The 19,963-nt window shown below is 63.3% G+C and carries 21 protein-coding genes and 1 pseudogene; 18 read left to right on the plus strand and 4 right to left on the minus strand.

What is annotated here, in order from left to right:
* Positions 1-284: 284 nt before the first annotated feature.
* The 4 genes from RUH75_RS10690 to RUH75_RS10705 all read right to left on the minus strand — a co-directional run bounded on the left by RUH75_RS10690 (position 285) and on the right by RUH75_RS10705 (position 1,837).
* Positions 285-527, minus strand: coding sequence for a DUF2842 domain-containing protein (locus tag RUH75_RS10690; protein WP_313805632.1), 243 nt, complete (start codon positions 525-527; stop codon positions 285-287).
* Entirely contained in the window at positions 524-1,102 is a 579-nt protein-coding gene (locus RUH75_RS10695; RefSeq protein ID WP_313805634.1) for a 5-formyltetrahydrofolate cyclo-ligase, read from the minus strand. The genes RUH75_RS10690 and RUH75_RS10695 overlap by 4 nt, the downstream gene beginning before the upstream one ends.
* A 197-nt stretch (positions 1,103-1,299) precedes the next feature.
* The gene (locus RUH75_RS10700) at positions 1,300-1,635 is read right to left on the minus strand and encodes a cell division protein ZapA (protein WP_313805636.1); all 336 of its coding nucleotides are present in this window, start codon (positions 1,633-1,635) and stop codon (positions 1,300-1,302) included.
* A complete protein-coding gene (locus RUH75_RS10705; protein ID WP_313805638.1) occupies positions 1,628-1,837 on the minus strand; it encodes a hypothetical protein in 210 nt (69 codons plus the stop codon). Before RUH75_RS10705 ends, RUH75_RS10700 begins: the two co-directional genes overlap by 8 nt.
* A gap of 173 nt (positions 1,838-2,010) precedes the next feature.
* Between RUH75_RS10705 and tkt the strand changes: the two genes are divergently transcribed.
* The 18 genes and pseudogenes from tkt (at position 2,011) to nuoI (ending at position 19,958) form a co-directional block, all read left to right on the plus strand.
* Positions 2,011-3,975, plus strand: a complete 1,965-nt coding sequence (gene tkt, locus RUH75_RS10710; RefSeq protein WP_313805640.1) for a transketolase — start codon at positions 2,011-2,013, stop codon at positions 3,973-3,975.
* Between the two features lie 37 nt (positions 3,976-4,012).
* Positions 4,013-5,023, plus strand: a complete 1,011-nt coding sequence (gene gap / locus RUH75_RS10715; RefSeq protein ID WP_313805642.1) for a type I glyceraldehyde-3-phosphate dehydrogenase — start codon at positions 4,013-4,015, stop codon at positions 5,021-5,023.
* 72 nt (positions 5,024-5,095) lie between these two features.
* The gene (locus RUH75_RS10720) at positions 5,096-6,298 is read left to right on the plus strand and encodes a phosphoglycerate kinase (protein ID WP_313805644.1); all 1,203 of its coding nucleotides are present in this window, start codon (positions 5,096-5,098) and stop codon (positions 6,296-6,298) included.
* 125 nt (positions 6,299-6,423) lie between these two features.
* The gene (locus RUH75_RS10725; protein WP_313805646.1) at positions 6,424-7,320 is read left to right on the plus strand and encodes a fructose bisphosphate aldolase; all 897 of its coding nucleotides are present in this window, start codon (positions 6,424-6,426) and stop codon (positions 7,318-7,320) included.
* A gap of 138 nt (positions 7,321-7,458) precedes the next feature.
* Complete coding sequence (gene thiE, locus RUH75_RS10730; RefSeq protein ID WP_313805648.1) at positions 7,459-8,145, plus strand: thiamine phosphate synthase; 687 nt, start codon at positions 7,459-7,461, stop codon at positions 8,143-8,145.
* 66 nt (positions 8,146-8,211) lie between these two features.
* A complete protein-coding gene (locus tag RUH75_RS10735; RefSeq protein WP_313805650.1) occupies positions 8,212-9,312 on the plus strand; it encodes a L,D-transpeptidase family protein in 1,101 nt (366 codons plus the stop codon).
* Positions 9,309-9,878 carry a M23 family metallopeptidase gene (locus RUH75_RS10740; RefSeq protein WP_313805652.1) on the plus strand — a complete coding sequence of 190 codons (570 nt, stop codon included), beginning with the start codon at positions 9,309-9,311 and terminating at the stop codon, positions 9,876-9,878. Before RUH75_RS10735 ends, RUH75_RS10740 begins: the two co-directional genes overlap by 4 nt.
* A 101-nt stretch (positions 9,879-9,979) precedes the next feature.
* Positions 9,980-10,543, plus strand: a complete 564-nt coding sequence (gene efp / locus RUH75_RS10745; RefSeq protein WP_313805654.1) for an elongation factor P — start codon at positions 9,980-9,982, stop codon at positions 10,541-10,543.
* A gap of 180 nt (positions 10,544-10,723) precedes the next feature.
* Positions 10,724-11,536 carry an inositol monophosphatase family protein gene (locus tag RUH75_RS10750; RefSeq protein ID WP_313805656.1) on the plus strand — a complete coding sequence of 271 codons (813 nt, stop codon included), beginning with the start codon at positions 10,724-10,726 and terminating at the stop codon, positions 11,534-11,536.
* Between the two features lie 124 nt (positions 11,537-11,660).
* Positions 11,661-12,035: an NADH-quinone oxidoreductase subunit A gene (locus RUH75_RS10755; protein ID WP_025549542.1), complete on the plus strand. Its 375-nt coding sequence runs from the start codon at positions 11,661-11,663 to the stop codon at positions 12,033-12,035.
* Positions 12,026-12,580, plus strand: a complete 555-nt coding sequence (locus RUH75_RS10760) for a NuoB/complex I 20 kDa subunit family protein (RefSeq protein WP_409592345.1) — start codon at positions 12,026-12,028, stop codon at positions 12,578-12,580. The genes RUH75_RS10755 and RUH75_RS10760 overlap by 10 nt, the downstream gene beginning before the upstream one ends.
* A gap of 1 nt (position 12,581) precedes the next feature.
* Positions 12,582-13,193: pseudogene (locus RUH75_RS10765) on the plus strand (NADH-quinone oxidoreductase subunit C); the annotation flags it as partial.
* Positions 13,194-13,204: 11 nt separating this feature from the next.
* A complete protein-coding gene (locus RUH75_RS10770; protein ID WP_313805661.1) occupies positions 13,205-14,440 on the plus strand; it encodes an NADH-quinone oxidoreductase subunit D in 1,236 nt (411 codons plus the stop codon).
* Complete coding sequence (nuoE, locus tag RUH75_RS10775) at positions 14,440-15,108, plus strand: NADH-quinone oxidoreductase subunit NuoE (RefSeq protein ID WP_313805663.1); 669 nt, start codon at positions 14,440-14,442, stop codon at positions 15,106-15,108. The genes RUH75_RS10770 and nuoE overlap by 1 nt, the downstream gene beginning before the upstream one ends.
* A complete protein-coding gene (nuoF, locus tag RUH75_RS10780; RefSeq protein WP_313805665.1) occupies positions 15,105-16,421 on the plus strand; it encodes an NADH-quinone oxidoreductase subunit NuoF in 1,317 nt (438 codons plus the stop codon). The genes nuoE and nuoF overlap by 4 nt, the downstream gene beginning before the upstream one ends.
* 2 nt (positions 16,422-16,423) lie before the next feature.
* Positions 16,424-18,430: an NADH-quinone oxidoreductase subunit NuoG gene (gene nuoG, locus RUH75_RS10785; protein WP_313805667.1), complete on the plus strand. Its 2,007-nt coding sequence runs from the start codon at positions 16,424-16,426 to the stop codon at positions 18,428-18,430.
* Positions 18,427-19,476, plus strand: coding sequence for an NADH-quinone oxidoreductase subunit NuoH (nuoH, locus tag RUH75_RS10790; protein WP_313805669.1), 1,050 nt, complete (start codon positions 18,427-18,429; stop codon positions 19,474-19,476). Before nuoG ends, nuoH begins: the two co-directional genes overlap by 4 nt.
* Entirely contained in the window at positions 19,473-19,958 is a 486-nt protein-coding gene (nuoI, locus tag RUH75_RS10795) for an NADH-quinone oxidoreductase subunit NuoI (protein WP_037463273.1), read from the plus strand. The genes nuoH and nuoI overlap by 4 nt, the downstream gene beginning before the upstream one ends.
* The last annotated feature ends 5 nt before the right edge of the window (positions 19,959-19,963 follow it).

The following is a 19,963-nucleotide window of genomic DNA, read 5'->3' on the forward strand; positions in this document are numbered from 1 at the left end:
GCGCCGGCCTGTCACGCCGGAGGTCGCGGGTTCGAGCCCCGTCACTCGCGCCACTCTCTTCGGATCGAGTGATTTTGCTGGATTTCCCCTTTATTGGCGATGTGGCGGGTTTCGACCAATACTGGTCATTAAGCGAAACGTGCTCCTGCGCAGGCAGGAGCCCAGTTCAGACGTTGCAGTGATGAGGTGAGGGCGGGACTGGGTTCCTGCCTGCGCAGGAACACGGTGCGCTTCAAGGAACGCGCGGCTAAGCCGACCATCCGCTCTCCACCCCAATCTCTCCCTTAGAAATTTCTCCAGCGCCCTGTTTCCATCCATGCCAACAGGCGCCTGAGCGGCAAAATCCAGATCCAGATCAGGCCGAGGAAGAGATAAATCGGCACCTGCACGATCATCGGCAGGCGGCCGATAAGGCCTGACAGACTGCCGATCAGCACCGCCCAGAGCGCGATCAGCCCCAATATGATGAACATGCCCGCGGGCTTGCGCCAGCTTGGCTTGTAGGTGTGGCGAGGGTCGATGCTCATGCCTCCCCCCCTTCGATCAGTTCGACTTCGGTCAGGATCAGGTGCAGCGGCAAATCCCAAGGGTCGGCGGGCAGATCGTCATGTTCCTGCACCGACCAGGCGAGGCCGATGCGCAGGGCGTCGGGATAGCGCGCGAACACCCGGTCATAATAGCCGCCGCCCTGCCCCAGCCGGTTCATCGCCCGGTCGAAGCCGATGAGCGGCGCGATGATGACGTCCGGCGTCACCGGATCGCCAGCGGGTTCGGGATGGCTGGTGCCGAACAGGCCAGGGAAAAGCTGGCCTTCGGGGTTCCAGCCCAGGAAATCCATGCTGCCCAGGCGATCGATCACGCGCGGCAGGGCGACCGTCTTGCCCATGGCTTGCAACGGCGCCGCGAGCCGTTGAGCGGGGGCTTCGTCGTCGAGGCCCATATAAAGCGCCACCACCCGCGCGTCGGCCAGCCGCCGGGCGAGGGGCGAGGGGAGCACCTTGAACGCCAGCCGGTGCGCCAGCGGATCGAGCGAGGCCACGAAATCGCGGCGCCTTTGCCGGGCAATGGCGCGCAGGGCCGCCTTTTCGGTGTCGTCGCTCATGATGTGATCCGGGTTGCGGGAGGAGGGTGACGGGACCGCCTCGGCCGTGTGCTGGAATATCCTCTGACGCCTCAACGTCAGGTGGGAACCATGTAGATCGGGCCGGAGCCCGCCCAGGGACAGTCCCCGTGGATGTGATTATCGCCTCAGGGATGTTCGCTAAAGCTCGTACCGCGCAGTGCCCGTCGCCTTCCTATCTAGGCTTGCGCCGTGGCGGCGACAAGTCTCTCGCGCAGCTTTTCTATACGGTCGGTGAGGGATTCGAGCGCGCGGACGGCGGGTTCGTCCTCCGGCTCCAGCGCCAGGGTCTGTTGCCGGCCGATCGCCTCCCGCTTGAGGTCATTGAGTTCGTCGGCCAGAAAGAGGGCGGCGAACAGCAATGTGCGCACTTCGGTCAGGCCGGGCGTGTTCTGCTGGGCGAGGCGTGCCTTGCGCTCGATCAGGTTGGCGAGATGCGCCAGATGCGCTTCCTCGCCGTCGCGGCAGCGCAGGTCGTAGACGCGCCCGGCGATATGCAATGTGGTTTCAGCCACCGGCCTGTTCCTTCAAATCCTGGCCCTTCAATTCGGTGATGAGACTGTCCAGCGATCGAAGTGCTGCGCGGGCAGCCGCAGCGTCAACGCCGGAGGAGGGTTCGGCGGCGGCGGCCGATAAAAGGCCATCCCCATCCTGTTCGAGCCGGTCGATCGCACGCTCCAGCGCGCGGATCGCCTGCATCATGCGGTCACTTGCCATGTCCCACGCATAGACAAAGTTTTCGCCGCGCAAAAGCCGTCATTCGGCGGCTTGGCGCACCCCAGGGGCCACCCGCAGTTGACGCCTAGTCGCTGAGTCGACAAAGGGAGCGCAAACTCGACTCGACGGCCTTAACAGGGGGCCGCTTGCAAGCCAGGAAAGACGCCGCTTCGATGACCGTTTCCGAAAAGTCGCTCGCCAACGCCATCCGGGCGCTCTCCATGGATGCGGTACAGGCCGCCAATAGCGGCCATCCGGGCATGCCGATGGGCATGGCGGACGTCGCCACCGTGTTGTTCGGCGATTATCTGAAGTTCGATCCGAAGGCGCCGAAATGGGCCGACCGCGATCGTTTCGTGCTGTCGGCGGGCCATGGGTCGATGCTGATCTATTCGCTGCTGCACCTGACCGGCTATGCGAAGCCGACGATGGAGGACATCGCCAACTTCCGTCAGCTGGGCAGCCCCTGCGCCGGGCATCCGGAGAATTTCGAGCTGGCGGGCGTGGAAGCGACCACCGGGCCGCTGGGTTCGGGCCTCGCCACCGCCGTCGGCATGGCGATTGCCGAGCGGCATCTGAATGCGCAGTTCGGGGATGAGCTGGTCGATCACCACACCTGGGTGCTGGCCGGGGACGGTTGCCTGATGGAAGGCATCAACCATGAAGCCATCGGTCTGGCGGGGCATCTGAATCTGGGCCGTCTGATCGTGCTGTGGGACGATAACAAGATCACCATCGACGGTTCGATCGACCTGTCGAGCAGCGAGGATGTGCGGGCGCGTTTCGCGGCCACCGGCTGGCATGTCGTGTCGTGCGACGGGCATGACGTGGCCGATGTGCGCCGGGCGATCGATGAGGCGCTGGCCGATCCGCGCCCGTCGCTGGTCGCCTGCGCCACCAAGATCGGTTACGGCGCGCCGAACAAGGCGGGCACGTCGGGCGTTCATGGCTCGGCCCTGGGCGAAGCGGAAGTGGCTGCGGCCCGTGAGTTCCTGGGCTGGACGGCTGAGCCTTTCGTGATCCCCGAGGATATCGCCGCTGCGTGGCGCGCTATTGGCGCCAAGGGCGGGGACGCCCATGCCCTTTGGGCGGATCGCCTTGGCTCCAGCGCGCAGAAGGCGGAGTTCGAGCGCCGCATGGCTGGCGAATTGCCCGCAGGTTTTTCGCTCGAAGCCTATATCGACACGCTAATCGCCAATCCGCAGAAGGTCGCGACCCGCAAGGCGAGCGAGCTGGCGCTGGGCGCGATCAACGATCTGCTCCCTGAAACGCTGGGCGGTTCGGCGGACCTGACCGGTTCCAACAACACCAAGACCAAATCGACCGGGCCGCTGACCAGGGACGATTATGCGGGCCGTTACGTCTATTACGGCATTCGCGAGTTCGGTATGGCCTGCGCGATGAACGGCATGGCGCTGCATGGCGGCGTCATTCCTTATGGCGGCACCTTCCTGGTCTTCTCGGACTATATGCGTGCTGGCATTCGTCTGGCGGCGCTCCAGCAAACCCGCGCGATCCATGTGTTGACCCATGACTCCATCGGTCTGGGCGAAGACGGCCCGACGCACCAGCCGATCGAGCATGTCATGTCGCTGCGCATGATTCCGAACCTCGATGTCTATCGTCCGGCGGATATCGTCGAGACGGCGGAATGCTGGGAATTGGCGCTGAAGGACGCGACCGGCCCGTCGGTGCTGGCGTTGACCCGTCAGAATCTGGCGCAGCTTCGTACGGAGAAGAGCGAAAATCTGTCGGCCAAGGGCGCCTATCGCCTGAAGGCGGCGCAGGCCGGGCGCAAGGTGGTGCTGGTCGCCACCGGTTCGGAAGTCGAGATCGCCGTCGCCACCGCCGCGCTGCTGGAAGAGCAGGGCATTGGCGCGGACGTCGTCTCCATGCCGAGCTGGGCCCATTTCGAAGCGCAGCCGCAGGCGTATAAGGATGATCTCCTTCCGCACCATGTCCTGCGCTGCTCGATCGAGGCAGGGACGACTTTCGGCTGGGAGCGTTATGTCGGCATTGCCGGCCTGCGCTTCGGCCTCGATAGTTTCGGTGCTTCGGCTCCGGCGGAAGTGCTTTACGATCATTTCGGCCTGACCGCCGCCAAGATCGCGCCCAAGATCGTGGCCGCGCTCGACTGAACATTCAAGACCAATCGGAAAACGGGAGATAACAGCAGTGGCAACGAAGGTAGCAATCAACGGTTTCGGCCGCATCGGCCGTCTGGTGGCGCGCGCCATTCTGGAACGCACCGATCATGATCTGGAACTGGTGAGCATCAACGATCTGGGCGACGCCAAGTCCAATGCCCTGCTGTTCAAGCGTGACAGCGTCCACGGCAATTTCCCGGGCGACGTCAGCGTCGACGGCGATTTCCTGGTCGTCAACGGCAAGCGCATCGCCGTCACTGCCGAGCGTGACCCCGCCAAGCTGCCGCATGCCGCGCAGGGCGTCGACATTGCGCTGGAATGCACCGGCATCTTCGCCAGCAAGGAAAAGGCGAGCGCGCATCTGACCGCCGGTGCCAAGCGCGTCGTCATCTCCGCCCCCGCGTCGGGCGTCGACAAGACCATCGTATTCGGCGTCAACCATGACGCGCTGAGCGCTGACGATGTGGTGATCTCGAACGCCAGCTGCACCACCAACTGCCTCGCGCCGCTGGCGAAGGTCCTGCACGATGCCATCGGCATCGAACGCGGCTTCATGACCACGATCCACAGCTACACCAACGACCAGAACACGCTGGACCAGCTGCACAGCGACATGCGCCGCGCCCGCGCCGCTGCCCTGTCGATGATCCCGACCACCACCGGCGCCGCTCGCGCCGTGGGTGAGGTTCTGCCGGAACTCAAGGGCAAGCTGGACGGTTCGTCGGTGCGCGTGCCGACCCCGAACGTCTCGGTCGTCGACCTGAAGTTCGACGCCAAGCGTCCGACCACCGTTCAGGAAGTCAACGAGCTGCTGAAGGCGGCTTCGGAAGCGGGGCCGCTCAAGGGCGTACTCGGCTATTCGGACGAGCCGCTGGTGTCGATCGACTATAATAGCGATCCGCGCAGCTCGACCGTCGACAGCCTGGAAACGGCCGTGATCGACGGCACGCTGGTCCGCGTGCTGAGCTGGTACGACAATGAATGGGGCTTTTCGAACCGCATGATCGACACCACCGGTGTCGTGGCGAAGTTCCTCTAAAAGCCAACAGCCCCGCCGGACCATCCGGCGGGGTTTTTAATCACTGACGACAAACCGCTACAGGGAGCGATCATGGCCAAGCCGTTCAAGACACTCGACGACATGGGGGACATCACGGGCAAGGTGGTGCTGGTGCGCGAGGATCTGAACGTGCCGATGCAGGATGGCTCCGTCAGCGACGACACCCGCCTGCGCGCCGCCATGCCGACCGTGCTGGAACTGGCCGATCGCGGCGCCAAGGTGTTGATCCTCGCCCATTTCGGCCGCCCCAAGGGGCAGAAGAACCCGGAATATTCGCTGTCCAAGATCACCCGGCCGCTGACCGCGGTGCTGGGGCGCGAGGTGCAGTTCATTCCCGATTGTCAGGGCGAAGCGGCGACCGACGGCATCGCGGTGATGCGCAATGGCGACATCGCGATCCTGGAGAACACCCGCTTCCATGCCGGTGAGGAGAAGAATGATCCGGCGCTGGCCGACGCCATGGCGGCGATCGGCGATCTCTATGTCAACGACGCTTTCTCCGCCGCGCACCGCGCCCATGTTTCGACCGAGGGGCTGGCGCACAAGCTGCCTGCGTTCGCGGGGCGTTCGATGGAGAAGGAACTGGATGCGTTGCAGGCCGCGCTGGGCGAGCCGGTGAAGCCGGTCGCGGCGGTCGTCGGTGGGGCGAAGGTTTCGACCAAGCTCGACGTGCTCAACAACCTCGTCGCCAAGGTCGATCATCTGATCATCGGCGGCGGCATGGCCAACACCTTCCTCTATGCGCGCGGCGTCGATATCGGCAAGTCGCTGTGCGAGAAGGATCTGGCCGCGACGGCGGAAGCCATTTTCGACAAGGCGGAAGCGGCGGGCTGCACCATCCATCTGCCCTATGATGTGGTGGTGTCGAAGGAATTCGCGGCGAATCCGGCTTCCCTGCGCACCTGCAATGTCCATGAGGTAGCCGAGGATGAGATGATCCTCGATGTCGGCCCGGCGGCGGTGGAAGCGCTGGGCGATGCGCTCAAGAACTGCCGGACGCTGGTGTGGAACGGGCCGCTGGGCGCGTTCGAGATGGCGCCCTTCGACAAGGCGACCGTGGCGCTGGCCAAGACGGCGGCGGCGCTGACCAAGGAAGGCGGCCTCACCTCCGTCGCGGGCGGTGGCGATACCGTCGCGGCGCTCAACCATGCGGGCGTGGCGGGCGATTTCAGCTTCGTTTCCACCGCTGGCGGTGCTTTCCTGGAGTGGATGGAAGGCAAGGAACTGCCCGGCGTGAAGGCTCTGATGGCCTGATGATATTGCGGGATGCGCCTTGGAGAGTGGCGCGTCTCGCTCGACCGTGGACGCCGTGCAAGGCGTCCTTCCCATAGGCGCGCTGCTGATACAAGCGGCGCATCCAACAGAAAAGGTATGTGCAGATGCAGTTCGAGGACATGAAGGCGAAGATCGAGGGCGGCAACGGCTTCATCGCGGCGCTCGACCAGAGCGGCGGGTCGACGCCCAAGGCGCTCAAGGGCTATGGCATCGAAGAAGGCGCTTGGGGCTCCGAGGAAGAGATGTTCGGCCTGATCCACGCGATGCGCAGCCGCATCATCACCTCGCCGGTCTTTTCGGGCGAGAAGGTGCTGGGCGCGATCCTGTTCGAGCGCACCATGGACGGCGAAGCCGGTGGCAAGCCGGTGCCGCAGGCGCTGATCGAGCGCGGCGTCGTGCCCTTCATCAAGATCGACAAGGGCCTGGAGGATGAAGCCAATGGCGTGCAGCTGATGAAGCCCAATCCGGGCCTCGACACGCTGCTGCACCGCGCCAAGGCGCTGGGCGTGTTCGGCACCAAGGAGCGTTCGGTCATCAACCTTGCCAATCGCGAGGGCATTGCCGCTGTCGTCAGACAGCAGTTCGAGGTCGGGCAGCAGGTTCTGGCTGCTGGCCTCGTCCCGATCATCGAGCCGGAAGTCAACATCAAGAGCCCCGAGCGGACCGAGGCCGATCAGATCCTGCTGGAAGAGATCCTCAAGAATCTCGACGCGATGCCGGGCGACGACAAGGTGATGCTGAAGCTGTCGCTGCCGACCAGGGCCGGGCTGTTCGATCCGCTGGTCGATCATCCGCGCGTGTTGCGCGTCGTGGCCCTGTCGGGCGGCTTCTCGCGCGCCGAAGCCTGTGTCGAACTGGCCAAGAATCGCGGCATCATCGCCAGCTTCAGCCGCGCGCTGCTGAACGATCTGCGCCACCCGATGAGCGACGCCGAATTCAACGCGTCGCTGGGTGAAGCGATCGACGAAATCCACGGCGCCTCCACCCGGAAGGCTGCCTGATCCGGCATTCGGGACCACCGGCGCGCAGAGCGCCGGTGGTCAGCTGTTCCCGCGAACGGCAAAATGCGTTCCCTATTTGCCGCATTTTGCGAGCCGTCGACTGTTCCAGCCGACTTCAAAATGCTTTAGTGCGCGGTGATGACCGATTTCACCGACGAGGAACTGGCCCTCGATCCGCATTTCGCTGACCGTTTCGAGCCGGGCTTCCGGCCTGCCTGCCAGCTCTATCTCATTTCGCCGCCAAAGATCGAGGCGCGCTTTGTCGACAGCCTTGCTGCCGCCTTTGATGGAGGCAGCATTGCGGCCTTTCAGCTGCGGTTGAAGGACATCGATGAAGATGCCATCGCCCGCGCCGCCGAACCGATCCAGGCACTCTGTGCCGAACGCGACGTCGCTTTCATCATCAACGACAGCGCTGCGCTGGCCAAGCGGCTGGGCGCGGACGGCGTGCATCTGGGACAGGGGGACGGCGATCCCAGGGAGGCGCGCAAGCTGCTTGGGCCGAAGGTGCAGATCGGCGTCACCTGCCATGACAGCCGCCATCTGGCGATGGAAGCGGGAGAGGCTGGGGCGGACTATGTCGCCTTTGGCGCCTTTCATCCGACGATGACCAAGGAAACCCATCATCGCCCCGATCCGTCGATCCTGAGCTGGTGGACAGCGCTGTTCGAACTGCCCTGCGTCGCCATTGGCGGGGTGACGGCGGATAACGCCGCGCCGCTGGTGAAGGCGGGGGCCGATTTTCTCGCCGTAAGCAGCGCGGTGTGGAACCATCCGGACGGCCCGCAGGCAGGCGTGGCGGCTTTCAAGGCCGCGGGCCTCTAGCGCCGGCGGTTCGCAGCTTTCTTCAGTTCCGAGCGTTTCTCGCCTGTAATAAGGAGAGAATGGCCCGTGAAAACATATCCGTTGATCCTGTCGCTGCTCTGCGCGGCCTGCAACATGACGGTGACGGAGGCGAATGAAAGCGCCCAGTCAAATACTGTCTCCAATCAGGCACGGGAACCGGCCGCGCGGCCTGCGGCACCTGCCGCCGATCCCTATGCCTTCGTCGTCGTGCCGGAACCGGCCGGCGTGCCAGCTCGGGTGGAGACCGCGCTTCAGGCGCAGGTGGCGCTGGACCGGGCGGGCTTTTCACCCGGCGTGCTGGACGGGAAGGAGGGCATGTCCTTCACCAGCGCCCTGAAGGGGTTTCAGGAGGCGCGGGGGCTGCCCGTGAGCGGGCAATATGATGAGGCGACCGCAAGGGCGCTGCTGGGCGACAGGCCGCAGCCCGCGACATGGCTGGTGAGGATACCGGCGGGCTTTGCCAGGGGGCCGTTCTTTGCCGTGCCCAGGGATTTGAGCGAACAGGCGAAGCTGCCAGCGCTGGGCTACCGCAATCTGCTGGAGAAGCTGGCGGAGCGGTTTCATACGAAGCCGGAGGTGTTGATGGCGCTCAACCGGCCTGACATGCGCGTCGGAGCAGGTACGACCATCCGCGTGCCCGCGATCGCGAACCAGCCGGTCGCGCGGATCGAGGGGGATGAGCGTGGCTGGGGCGAGACGCTCGCCAGCCTGGGCGTCGCGAAGGATCAGCCGCAGGCCGATCATATCGTCGTCGACAGCTCGGATGGGGTGCTCAGAGCCTATGATGCGCAGAACCGGCTGATCGCGCAATTTCCCGCGACCATGGGATCGCAGCATGATCCTTTGCCGATAGGATCATGGGAAATCAAAGGGTTGAGCCAAAATCCTGATTTTCATTATAACCCCGATCTGTTTTGGGATGCATCGTCGACGGACCAGAAAGCGGTGTTGAAGCCCGGTCCCAATGGGCCGGTGGGCGTGGTATGGATTGACCTGTCCAAGCCGCATTACGGCATTCACGGCACGCCGGAACCGCAGACGATCGGGCGGACGGAAAGCCATGGCTGCATTCGGCTCACCAACTGGGATGCGGCGCGGCTGGCGCAGATGGTGCAATCCGGCGTCAAGGCAGTGTTCCAGCCATGAGGGCGCGCGGCTGGGCAGGGATCGGGCTGGCCGTTCTGCTCAGCGTGGCTTTTCTGAAGATGTGCGTACGGATCGTGCCGGCGGATGCGCCGCTGCCGCTCGTTCCTGCGCGGCCTGCTGCGGCGGAAGAGGGGCTGCTGCTGATCCCGGTCGAAGGGGTGCCGCCGACGGCGCTCACGGACAGCTTTACCCGGGCACGGGCCAGCGGGGCGCGGGCGCATGATGCGATCGACATCATGGCGGCGCGAGGCCGGGCCGTGGTCGCGGCGGCGGACGGGCGGATTGACAAGCTGTTCTGGAGCGAGGAGGGAGGGCGGACTCTTTACGAGCGCTCCACGGACGGGCGGCGGATCTACTATTATGCGCATCTGGATGGCTATGCGCCGGGATTGGCGGAGGGGCAGGCGGTGCGGCGCGGGCAGCGGATCGGCAGCGTCGGCAGCACGGGCAATGCTGATCCGGCCGCGCCCCATCTGCATTTCGCGGTGCATGAGATGGGGCCGCGCGAACCATGGTATGGCGGGCGGGCGATCAATCCCTATCCCCTGTTGGCGAAACCGCGATAGGTGGCTTCCCCTTGCCCTTTCGGGCTCTTCCATGTAAGGGCGCGCGCAGCCTCAAACAGGCCGGCTCTTTTCACCCTCAGACATATAGGCAGGCTCTTCCCATGAAGATCAGCGGCGTCGAGATTCGTCCCGGCAACAACATCGAATATGACGGCAGCCTGTGGCGCGCCGTGAAGATCCAGCACACGCAGCCCGGCAAGGGCGGCGCCTATATGCAGGTGGAGCTGAAGAACCTGATCGACGGGCGTAAGAACAACGTGCGTTTCCGCTCGGCTGAAACGGTCGAGCGCATCCGGCTCGACACCAAGGATTTCCAGTATCTCTATGCCGAGGGCGACATGCTCGTCTTCATGGATACGGAAACCTATGAGCAGATCAACTTGGCCACCGACCTGATCGGCGACGCCGCCGCCTTCCTTCAGGACGGCATGATGGTCATCCTTGAAATGTATGAAGAGCGCCCGATTTCGGTGCAGCTGCCCGAAACCATCGAGGCGACGGTCGTGGAGGCCGACGCCGTGGTGAAGGGCCAGACCGCCTCGGCCAGCTATAAGCCCGCCATCCTCGACAATGGCGTGCGCGTCATGGTGCCGCCGCATATCGTCACCGGCACGCGCATCGTCGTCGACGTGTATGAGCGCGAATATGTGAAGCGCGCGGACTAAGCGAACATTCACCCTCCCGCAGGCGGGAGGGATCGAACGGAGACGCGTGATTTCGTTCGAGGGTGGGCGGCCAGCGATAAGCGAGCCTTTCCGCCCCTTCCTTTTCAGGGCCGCTGGCGCGGCCGCCCCCCCCCCCCCCCCGACCCCCTCCCGCTTACGGGAGGGGGGGAGTTAAGAAAAATGGTATCGCACTCGGGCCTTTTGACCGTCATGGAACGCGCTGCGCGCAAAGCCGGCTCCAAGCTGCGTCGCGACTTTGGCGAGGTCGAGCATTTGCAGGTGTCCCGCAAAGGGCCGGCGGACTTCGTGTCCAAGGCCGACCAGCAGGCGGAAAAGACCCTGGTGGAGGAATTGCAGAAGGCCCGGCCCGACTGGGGTTTCCTGCTGGAGGAGGGGGGCGAGATCGCCGGCGATCCCAGCAAGCCGCGCTGGATCATCGACCCACTGGACGGCACCAGCAATTTTCTCCACGGCATCCCGCATTTCGCGATTTCGATCGCGGTGGAAGAACCGCTTTACGGCGGCAAGCGGGAGGTGACGACGGGCCTTATCTACCAACCCGTCACCGACGAAAGCTATTGGGCGGAAAAGAGCCGGGGCGCCTGGCGTCATGACCAGCGGCTGCGTGTGTCCGCGCGGCGCGACCTGGGTGATTGCCTGATCGCGACGGGCATTCCCTTCATGGGGCATGGCGATTTCGCCCAGTGGACGCGCATCTTTGGTGCGGTGGGGCCTTCGGTGGCGGGAATCCGGCGCTTCGGCGCGGCTTCGCTCGATCTCGCCCATGTCGCTTCCGGCCGATATGACGGCTTCTGGGAAAGCGGCCTGCAACCATGGGACGTCGCGGCGGGCCTGTTGATGGTGCGGGAGGCGGGCGGCTTCGTCTCCGACTTCCGCGGCGGCGACCAGCCGATCGAGCGCAAGGAAGTCATTGCCGGCAACGACGCGATTCACAGCAAGCTGCATAAGCTGGTTGCGGGCGCGCTTCGCTAAGCTTGTTGGCCCTTTGTCCAACACATGGCTGTGTTGCGAATCATTCTCATGCCTCCGGGCCTTGCTTCGCCTATGCGGCAGGCCTAAAGCGCGCCCGTAAATCATTTTCGCCCAGGGGATTCCGTTGGTCGATCTAGCCCAATATCTGCCGATCCTGATCTTTCTCGGGATCGCCTTGCTGCTTTCGAGCGCATTTGTGTTCCTGCCGATGCTGGTGGGCCGCCTGACCGGCGCGCACCAGCCCGACCCGGCCAAGCTCAGCGAATATGAGTGCGGCTTCCCGGCTTTCGAAGAGCCGCGCAGTCAGTTCGACGTGCGTTTCTACCTCGTCGCCATCCTGTTCATCATCTTCGATCTGGAAGCGGCGTTCCTTTACCCCTGGGCGGTCAGCCTCGACCAGATCGGCTGGGCCGGCTGGGCGACGATGATGATCTTCATAGCGGAGCTGGTGCTCGGCCTCGTTTATGCGTGGAAGAAGGGAGCACTCGATTGGGAGTAGAACTTGAGCGGCCCATTCCCGGCACCATGCCGCCGGTAGGAACGCAGCCCGACCAGCATTTCTTCAACGCGCTGAACAGCGAAGTCAGTGACAAGGGTTTCCTCGTCACCTCGACGGAAGAGTTGTTCCAGTGGGCGCGCACCGGCTCGCTGTGGTGGATGACCTTCGGTCTGGCCTGCTGCGCGGTGGAGATGATCCACGTCAACATGCCCCGTTACGACATGGAGCGTTTCGGCGCTGCGCCGCGCGCATCGCCGCGCCAGTCGGACGTCATGATCGTCGCGGGAACCCTCTGCAACAAAATGGCTCCGGCGCTGCGCAAGGTTTACGATCAGATGTCCAACCCGAAATATGTGATTTCGATGGGCAGCTGCGCCAATGGTGGCGGCTATTATCACTACAGCTATTCGGTGGTACGTGGCTGCGACCGGATCGTGCCGGTCGACATCTACGTGCCGGGCTGCCCCCCGACCGCCGAGGCGCTGCTCTATGGCATCATGCAGTTGCAGCGGAAAATCCGCCGGATCGGGACGGTTGAGCGCTGATATGGGTCATTCTGCTCCTAAGATCGCGGCCATTGATGGCATCGCGCAGGAAATCGCCGAGCTGCTGGGATCGATGCTGGTCGAAACGGTCGACCATGCCGATGAACTGAGCTTCACTGTCGTTCGTGAAAAGCTGGCCGATGTCATGCTGCTGCTGCGCGACAGGGCGCAATATCAGCAGCTGATGGAAGTGGCGGGCGTCGATTATCCGGAACGTCCGGACCGGTTCGAGGTCTGCTATCATCTGCTCTCGGTCACGCGGAATCATCGCGTTCGCATCAAGGTTTCGGCCGACGAGGACACGCCCGTTCCCACGGTCACGCACATCTGGCCGGTCGCCGGCTGGCTGGAGCGCGAGGTGTTCGACATGTATGGCGTCATCTTCGAAGGCAATGCCGACCTGCGCCGCATCCTGACCGACTATGGCTTCAAGGGGCATCCGCAACGCAAGGACTTCCCGCTGACCGGCTATGTCGAGCTGCGCTATTCCGAAGAGGATAAGCGCGTGGTCTATGAGCCGGTGAAGTTGGCACAGGATTTCCGTAGCTTTGACTTCATGAGCCCATGGGAAGGCGCGCAATATGTGCTGCCCGGGGACGAAAAGGCATCGGAAGGGAAAGCCTGATGTCCGATTATCTCGAAAAGCTGGACCATCTGACCGACGCGGCGGACCCGACGCTCGGCGATACGGAAATCCAGAACTACACGATCAACTTCGGTCCGCAGCACCCTGCTGCGCACGGTGTTCTGCGTCTGGTCATGGAGCTGGACGGCGAAATCGTCGAGCGTTGCGATCCGCATGTCGGCCTGCTGCATCGCGGCACCGAGAAGCTGATCGAGTATAAGACCTATATGCAGGCGCTGCCCTATTTCGACCGGCTGGACTATTGTTCGCCGCTCGGCATGGAGCATAGCTATGTGCTGGCGATCGAGAAGCTGCTGAACCTCGAAGTGCCGCTGCGCGCGCAATATCTGCGCGTGTTCTTCGCGGAACTGACGCGCATCTGCAATCACATGCTGAACCTAGGTTCGCACGTCATGGACGTCGGTGCAATGACGCCGAACCTGTGGCTGTTCGAAATCCGCGAGGATTGCCTCAACTTCTTCGAGCGCGCTTCGGGCGCCCGCATGCATGCGGCCTGGTTCCGGCCGGGCGGCGTGCATCAGGATGTGCCGCTGAAGCTGCTGACCGACATTGCCGACTGGCTCGACACCCGCCTGCCGCGCCTGTTCGAGGATGCGATGAGCCTGGTGGTCGACAACCGCATCTTCAAGCAGCGCAATGTCGATATTGCCGTGGTGAGCAAGGAAGATGCTCTCAAGTGGGGCTTCTCCGGGCCGATGATCCGGGGTTCGGGCATCCCCTGGGACATCCGCAAGGCGCAGCCTTACGATGTCTATGACCGGATGGAATTCGACGTTCCGGTCGGCACCAACTATGACTGCTATGACCGGTTCATGGTCCGCGTTGAGGAAGTGCGCCAGTCTGCGCGGATCATGAAGCAGTGTTTGAGCGAAATGCCGGAAGGGCCGATCGCCAGCTTTGATCGCAAGGTTTCACCGCCCAAGCGTGGCGAGATGAAGCGGTCGATGGAAGCGCTGATTCATCACTTCAAGCTCTATACCGAGGGTTTCCACGTCCCGGCGGGTGAGGTCTATGTGGCCACCGAAAGCCCCAAGGGCGAATTCGGCGTCTATCTGGTCAGCGACGGCTCCAACAAGCCTTACCGCTGCAAGATACGGCCGACCGCCTTCTCGCACCTTCAGGCGATGGATTTCATGATGAAGGGCCACATGCTGGCCGATACCACCGCTGTCCTGGGCGCCATGGACATCGTGTTTGGAGAATGTGACCGCTAATGGCTGACGCAGTTCATATCCCGGACGAGGCCGAAACCCGTGCGCGCTGGGGCGCGTTCGCGTGGACGGCTGAGAATGCCGAACAGGCGAAGACGGTCATCGCCCGCTATCCCGCCGGTCGCCAGCAGTCGGCGGTGATGCCGCTGCTCGATCTGGCCCAGCGTCAGGTGGCTGCGGAAACGCAGACGAACGGCTGGCTGCCTGTGCCGGTGATGGAATATATCGCCGACCAACTCGAAATGCCCTATATGCGCGTTTACGAGGTCGCGACCTTCTACACCATGTACAATCTCGCGCCGGTGGGCCGCTATCATGTGCAGGTTTGCGGCACGACGCCCTGCATGCTGCGCGGCTCCGACGATGTGTTCTCGGCCTGCAAGAACAAGGGTCTGGTCAAGGGCGGCACGACGCCTGACGGTCTGTTCACGCTGAGCGAGGTCGAGTGCTTGGGCGCCTGCACCAATGCACCGATGGTGCAGATCAACGACGATAATTTCGAAGACCTGACCTATGACAGCATGAGCGCGATCCTTGACGATCTCGTCGCTGGCAAAAGCCCCAAGATCGGGCCGCAGATCGAGCGTCAGACGAGCTGCCCCGAAGGCGGGCCGACCACTCTGAAAGAGATGGTCAGCGAAAATCACGACTATCGGGGGGATTGGGCATGAGCGACGTCATCGCACCCCTTGCCGACAAGGACCGCATCTTCACCAACGTCTATGGCTTCCAGGATTGGGGGATCGACGCGGCGATGAAGCGCGGCGATTGGGACAATACCAAGAAGCTGATGGAAATCGGCCAGGACGAGATCATCGAGCGGATCAAGGCGTCCGGCCTGCGCGGTCGCGGCGGCGCCGGCTTCCCAACCGGCATGAAGTGGAGCTTCATGCCCAAGGAAAGCAAGGATGGCCGTCCCAGCTTCCTGGTCATCAACGCCGACGAATCCGAGCCGGGTTCGTGCAAGGACCGCGAAATCGTCCGCCACGATCCGCACAAGCTGATCGAAGGCGCGCTGATCGCCGGTTTCGCGATGCGGGCGCGCGCCGCCTATATCTACATTCGCGGCGAGTTCATCTATGAGGCGAAGGTACTCTTCGCCGCCGTCGAGCAAGCCTATGAAAAGGGCTTTCTCGGCAAGAATGCCTGCGGTTCGGGCTATGATTTCGACGTCTTCGTCCATCGCGGCGCGGGCGCCTATATCTGCGGCGAGGAAACCGCGCAGATCGAAAGCATCGAGGGCAAGAAGGGGCAGCCGCGCCTGAAGCCGCCTTTCCCGGCGGGTGCGGGCCTCTATGGCTGCCCGACGACGGTGAACAATGTCGAATCCATCGCCGTGGGGCCGACGATCCTGCGCCGTGGTTCCGAATGGTTCGCCAGCTTCGGCCGGGAGAACAACAAAGGCACCAAGCTTTTCCAGATCAGCGGCCATGTGAACAAGCCTTGCGTCGTCGAGGAATCGATGGGCATCGGCTTCAAGGAACTGATCGACCGGCATTGCGGCGGCATTCGCGGCGGCTGGGACAATCTGCTGGCGGTGATCCCCGGCGGCTCCTCGGTTCCGTTGGTGCCGGCCAAGGAGATCATGGACGCACCGATGGATTTCGACGGGCTGCGCGCCCTCGGTTCCGGCCTTGGCACTGCCGCCGTCATCGTCATGGACAAGTCGACCGACATCGTCCGTGCCATTTCGCGGCTCTCCTATTTCTACAAGCATGAGAGCTGCGGCCAGTGCACGCCCTGCCGCGAAGGCACCGGCTGGATGTGGCGGGTGATGGAGCGTCTGCGTTCGGGCGATGCCGATCTCAGCGAAATCGACATGCTCCAGCAGGTCACCAAGCAGGTCGAAGGCCACACCATCTGCGCGCTCGGCGACGCGGCGGCCTGGCCGATTCAGGGGCTGATCCGGCACTTCCGTCCCGAGATTGAGCGGCGGATCAATGAGAACAAGGGTAGCGCCCCCGTCATGGAGGCAGCGGAGTAACCATGCCGAAGGTCAAAGTAGACGGCGTAGAACTGGAAGTCCCGGCCGGGGCGACGGTTCTTCAGGCCTGCGAACTGGCGGGGAAGGAAATCCCGCGTTTCTGCTATCATGAGCGGCTGAGCATCGCGGGCAATTGCCGCATGTGTCTGGTCGAGGTGAAGCCCGGACCGCCCAAGCCGCAGGCAAGCTGCGCGCTTCCGGCGAGCGAAGGGCAGGAAATCCGCACCGACAGCGAGATGGTGAAGAAGGCGCGGGAAGGGGTGATGGAGTTCCTCCTCATCAACCACCCGCTCGACTGCCCGATCTGCGATCAGGGCGGTGAATGCGATCTTCAGGACCAGTCGGTGGCCTATGGTAAGGGTACCAGCCGCTACGACGAAAATAAGCGCGCCGTCACCGAGAAATATATGGGGCCGATCGTCAAGACGGTCATGACCCGCTGCATCCAGTGCACCCGCTGCGTGCGCTTTGCCGAGGAAGTCGCGGGTGTGCCGGAAATCGGCGCCATCTATCGCGGCGAGAATATGCAGATCACCACCTATCTCGAAAAGGCCGCCAAGAGCGAGCTTTCGGGCAATGTGGTCGATCTCTGCCCGGTGGGTGCGTTGACGTCCAAGCCCTATGCGTTCGAGGCGCGGCCGTGGGAGCTGAAGAAAACCCATGCCATCGACGTGATGGACGCGGTCGGCACCAATATCCGTCTCGACAGCCGGGGTCGTCAGGTGCTGCGTGCGGTGCCGCGTATCAACGATGATGTGAACGAGGAATGGGCGTCGGATAAAACCCGTCACAATGTGGACGGTCTGGTGCGCAAGCGGCTCGACAAGCCCTTCGTGCGCAAGGACGGCAAGCTGGTCGAGGCGAGTTGGGCCGAGGCTTTCGCGGCGGTGGCTGCGGTGAAGCATGGCGGCTCGGTCGCGGCGCTGGCGGGCGATCTGCTCGATTGCGAGACGATGTTCGCAGGGCGCGCGCTGGTCGAGAAGCTGGGCGGTTCGATGCTCGAAGGGCGTCAGACCGGTCTGGCCTATGACGTGTCGAGCCTGTCGGCGGTGAACTTCAACACCACGCTGAACGGGCTTGAAACCGCTGACGTGATCCTGCTGGTCGGCACCAATCTGCGCTGGGAAGCGCCGCTGGTGAATACCCGCATTCGCAAGGCGATCAAGAAGGGCGCGACGGTTTTTGCGGTCGGCCCGCAGGTCGATCTGACCTACAAGGTCGAATGGCTGGGCAATGATGCATCGCTGCTCGCCAAGCTGCCGCAAGCGGTGGCTGAGGCTTTCGGCAAGGCGTCGCGTCCCGCGATGATCGTCGGTGGCGGCGTGCTGGTGAAGGACGGCGCGCATGGCGATACGCTGGCGCTGGTCGAGACGCTCGGCCTGATCAAGGACGGCTGGAACGGTTATAACGTGTTGCACTTCGCGGCGGCGCGGATGGGTGGGCTGATGCTCGGCTATGCGACCGACGGCGGCGTTAAGGCGGTGGCGGCGGCCAAGCCCAAGCTGCTCTTCTCGCTGGGGGCGGATGAGGTCGACTATTCGGCCTTCCCGGACAGCTTCAAAGTCTATGTCGGCCACCATGGCGATAAGGGCGCCCATGCGGCGGACGTGATCCTGCCGGGCGCGAGCTATGCCGAAAAGGCGGGCACCTATGTCAATCTGGAAGGCCGGGTACAGCGCGGTGAAAAGGCCGTGTTCGCGCCGGGCGACGCCCGTGAGGACTGGTCGATCCTGCGCGCTCTGTCCGAAGCGCTGGGTGCGACCTTGCCCTTCGACAGCTTCGAGGCTCTGCGCGCCGAAATGGCGAAGGCGGTTCCGGCCCTGGGCGTCGAGGGTCTGGCCGATTATGGTTGGTCCGCTCCGTCGCTGGCTACCGGCGCGAGCGGCGAATTCGGTTCGCCGATCAAGGATTTCTACCTGACCAACGCCATCTGCCGCGCCAGCCCGACGATGCAGCAATGCTCGGCCGAACTGGTCCACGGTGAGAGTTTCGCGGAGGCCGCAGAGTGACCGCTTTCTTCCAAAATTTCGGCCTGCCCTTCGAAGGCGCATGGCTGCTGTCGACGATCATCGGGATATTGGTGATCGCCCTGCCGCTGATGCTGGCGGTGGCGATGATCATCTATGCCGACCGCAAGATCTGGGCCGCGATGGCGCTGCGCCGTGGTCCCAACGTCGTCGGCCCCTTCGGTCTGCTCCAGTCCTTCGCGGATGGTCTGAAGGTGTTCCTTCAGGAAACCATCATCCCGTCGGCGGCCAACCGCACCTTGTTCCTGATCGCGCCGATCATCACCTTCACCGTCGCTTTGATGGCCTGGGCGGTGATCCCGTTCCAGGTTGGCGTGGTGCTGGCGAACATCAACGTCGGCCTGCTCTACATCCTCGCCATCTCGTCGCTCGGCGTCTATGGCGTGGTGCTGTCGGGCTGGGCGTCCAACTCCAAATATCCCTTCTATTCGGCGATCCGCGCCAGCGCGCAGATGATCAGCTATGAAGTCTCGATCGGCTTCATCCTGATCACCGTGGTCCTGTGGGCGGGCAGCTTCAACATCTCGGCCATCGTGGAAAGTCAGAAGGGTTATTATGGGTTCCTGAACGGCAACGGCTTCAACCCGCTGCTCTTCCCGATGGCGATCATGTTCCTGATCTCGGCCATGGCGGAAACGGCGCGTGCGCCCTTCGATCTGACTGAGGCGGAATCCGAACTCGTCGCGGGCTATCAGACCGAATATTCGTCCATGGCTTTCGCGCTGTTCTGGCTCGGCGAATATGCGAACGTCATTCTGATGTGCGCGCTGAACGCGATCCTCTTCTGGGGTGGCTATCTGCCTCCGGTCGACTGGGCGCCGCTCTATTATGTGCCGGGCATCCTCTGGCTGTTCGCCAAGATCCTCTTCTTCTTCTTCGTCTTCTCCTGGGTGAAGGCGACGGTGCCCCGTTACCGTTACGACCAGCTGATGCGGCTGGGCTGGAAGATCTTCCTGCCGACCTCGCTGCTGTTCGTCTTCCTGGTTTCGGGCTTCCTCATGCTGACGCGCTATGGAGGCGCACAATGAGCCTCGGTTACTACGTCAAAAGCTTCACCCTCTGGGAGTTTGTGAAGGCGCATTGGCTGACCTTGAAATATTTCTTCAAGCCCAAGGCGACGATCAACTACCCGTACGAAAAGAACCCGATTTCGCCGCGTTTCCGGGGCGAGCATGCGCTGCGCCGTTATCCCAATGGGGAAGAACGCTGCATCGCGTGCAAGCTGTGTGAGGCGATCTGTCCGGCGCAGGCGATCACCATCGAGGCGCAGCCGCGCGAGGATGGCAGCCGTCGCACGACGCGCTACGACATCGACATGACCAAGTGCATCTATTGCGGCTTCTGTCAGGAAGCCTGCCCGGTGGATGCGGTGGTCGAGGGGCCGAATTTCGAGTTCGCGACCGAAACCCGTGAGGAGCTGATCTACGACAAGGCCAAGCTCCTCGAAAATGGTGACAAGTGGGAACGCGCGATTGCCGCGAACCTTGCCGCCGATGCACCCTATCGTTAAGCCGC

The organism is Sphingobium sp. (assembly GCF_032153725.1).
In the GTDB taxonomy this organism is placed as follows: domain Bacteria; phylum Pseudomonadota; class Alphaproteobacteria; order Sphingomonadales; family Sphingomonadaceae; genus Sphingobium.

Bases quoted from the DNA above. Each gene is read 5' to 3' on its own strand.
- nuoI (WP_037463273.1), top strand. From the start codon at position 19,473: ATGAGCCTCGGTTACTACGTCAAAAGCTTCACCCTCTGGGAGTTTGTG.
- nuoG (WP_313805667.1), top strand. From the start codon at position 16,424: ATGCCGAAGGTCAAAGTAGACGGCGTAGAACTGGAAGTCCCGGCCGGG.
- RUH75_RS10695 (WP_313805634.1), bottom strand. From the start codon at position 1,102: ATGAGCGACGACACCGAAAAGGCGGCCCTGCGCGCCATTGCCCGGCAA.
- RUH75_RS10725 (WP_313805646.1), top strand. From the start codon at position 6,424: ATGCAGTTCGAGGACATGAAGGCGAAGATCGAGGGCGGCAACGGCTTC.
- RUH75_RS10740 (WP_313805652.1), top strand. From the start codon at position 9,309: ATGAGGGCGCGCGGCTGGGCAGGGATCGGGCTGGCCGTTCTGCTCAGC.
- RUH75_RS10705 (WP_313805638.1), bottom strand. From the start codon at position 1,837: ATGGCAAGTGACCGCATGATGCAGGCGATCCGCGCGCTGGAGCGTGCG.
- tkt (WP_313805640.1), top strand. From the start codon at position 2,011: ATGACCGTTTCCGAAAAGTCGCTCGCCAACGCCATCCGGGCGCTCTCC.
- RUH75_RS10690 (WP_313805632.1), bottom strand. From the start codon at position 527: ATGAGCATCGACCCTCGCCACACCTACAAGCCAAGCTGGCGCAAGCCC.
- nuoE (WP_313805663.1), top strand. From the start codon at position 14,440: ATGGCTGACGCAGTTCATATCCCGGACGAGGCCGAAACCCGTGCGCGC.
- nuoF (WP_313805665.1), top strand. From the start codon at position 15,105: ATGAGCGACGTCATCGCACCCCTTGCCGACAAGGACCGCATCTTCACC.
- efp (WP_313805654.1), top strand. From the start codon at position 9,980: ATGAAGATCAGCGGCGTCGAGATTCGTCCCGGCAACAACATCGAATAT.
- thiE (WP_313805648.1), top strand. From the start codon at position 7,459: ATGACCGATTTCACCGACGAGGAACTGGCCCTCGATCCGCATTTCGCT.
- RUH75_RS10750 (WP_313805656.1), top strand. From the start codon at position 10,724: ATGGTATCGCACTCGGGCCTTTTGACCGTCATGGAACGCGCTGCGCGC.
- RUH75_RS10720 (WP_313805644.1), top strand. From the start codon at position 5,096: ATGGCCAAGCCGTTCAAGACACTCGACGACATGGGGGACATCACGGGC.
- RUH75_RS10770 (WP_313805661.1), top strand. From the start codon at position 13,205: ATGTCCGATTATCTCGAAAAGCTGGACCATCTGACCGACGCGGCGGAC.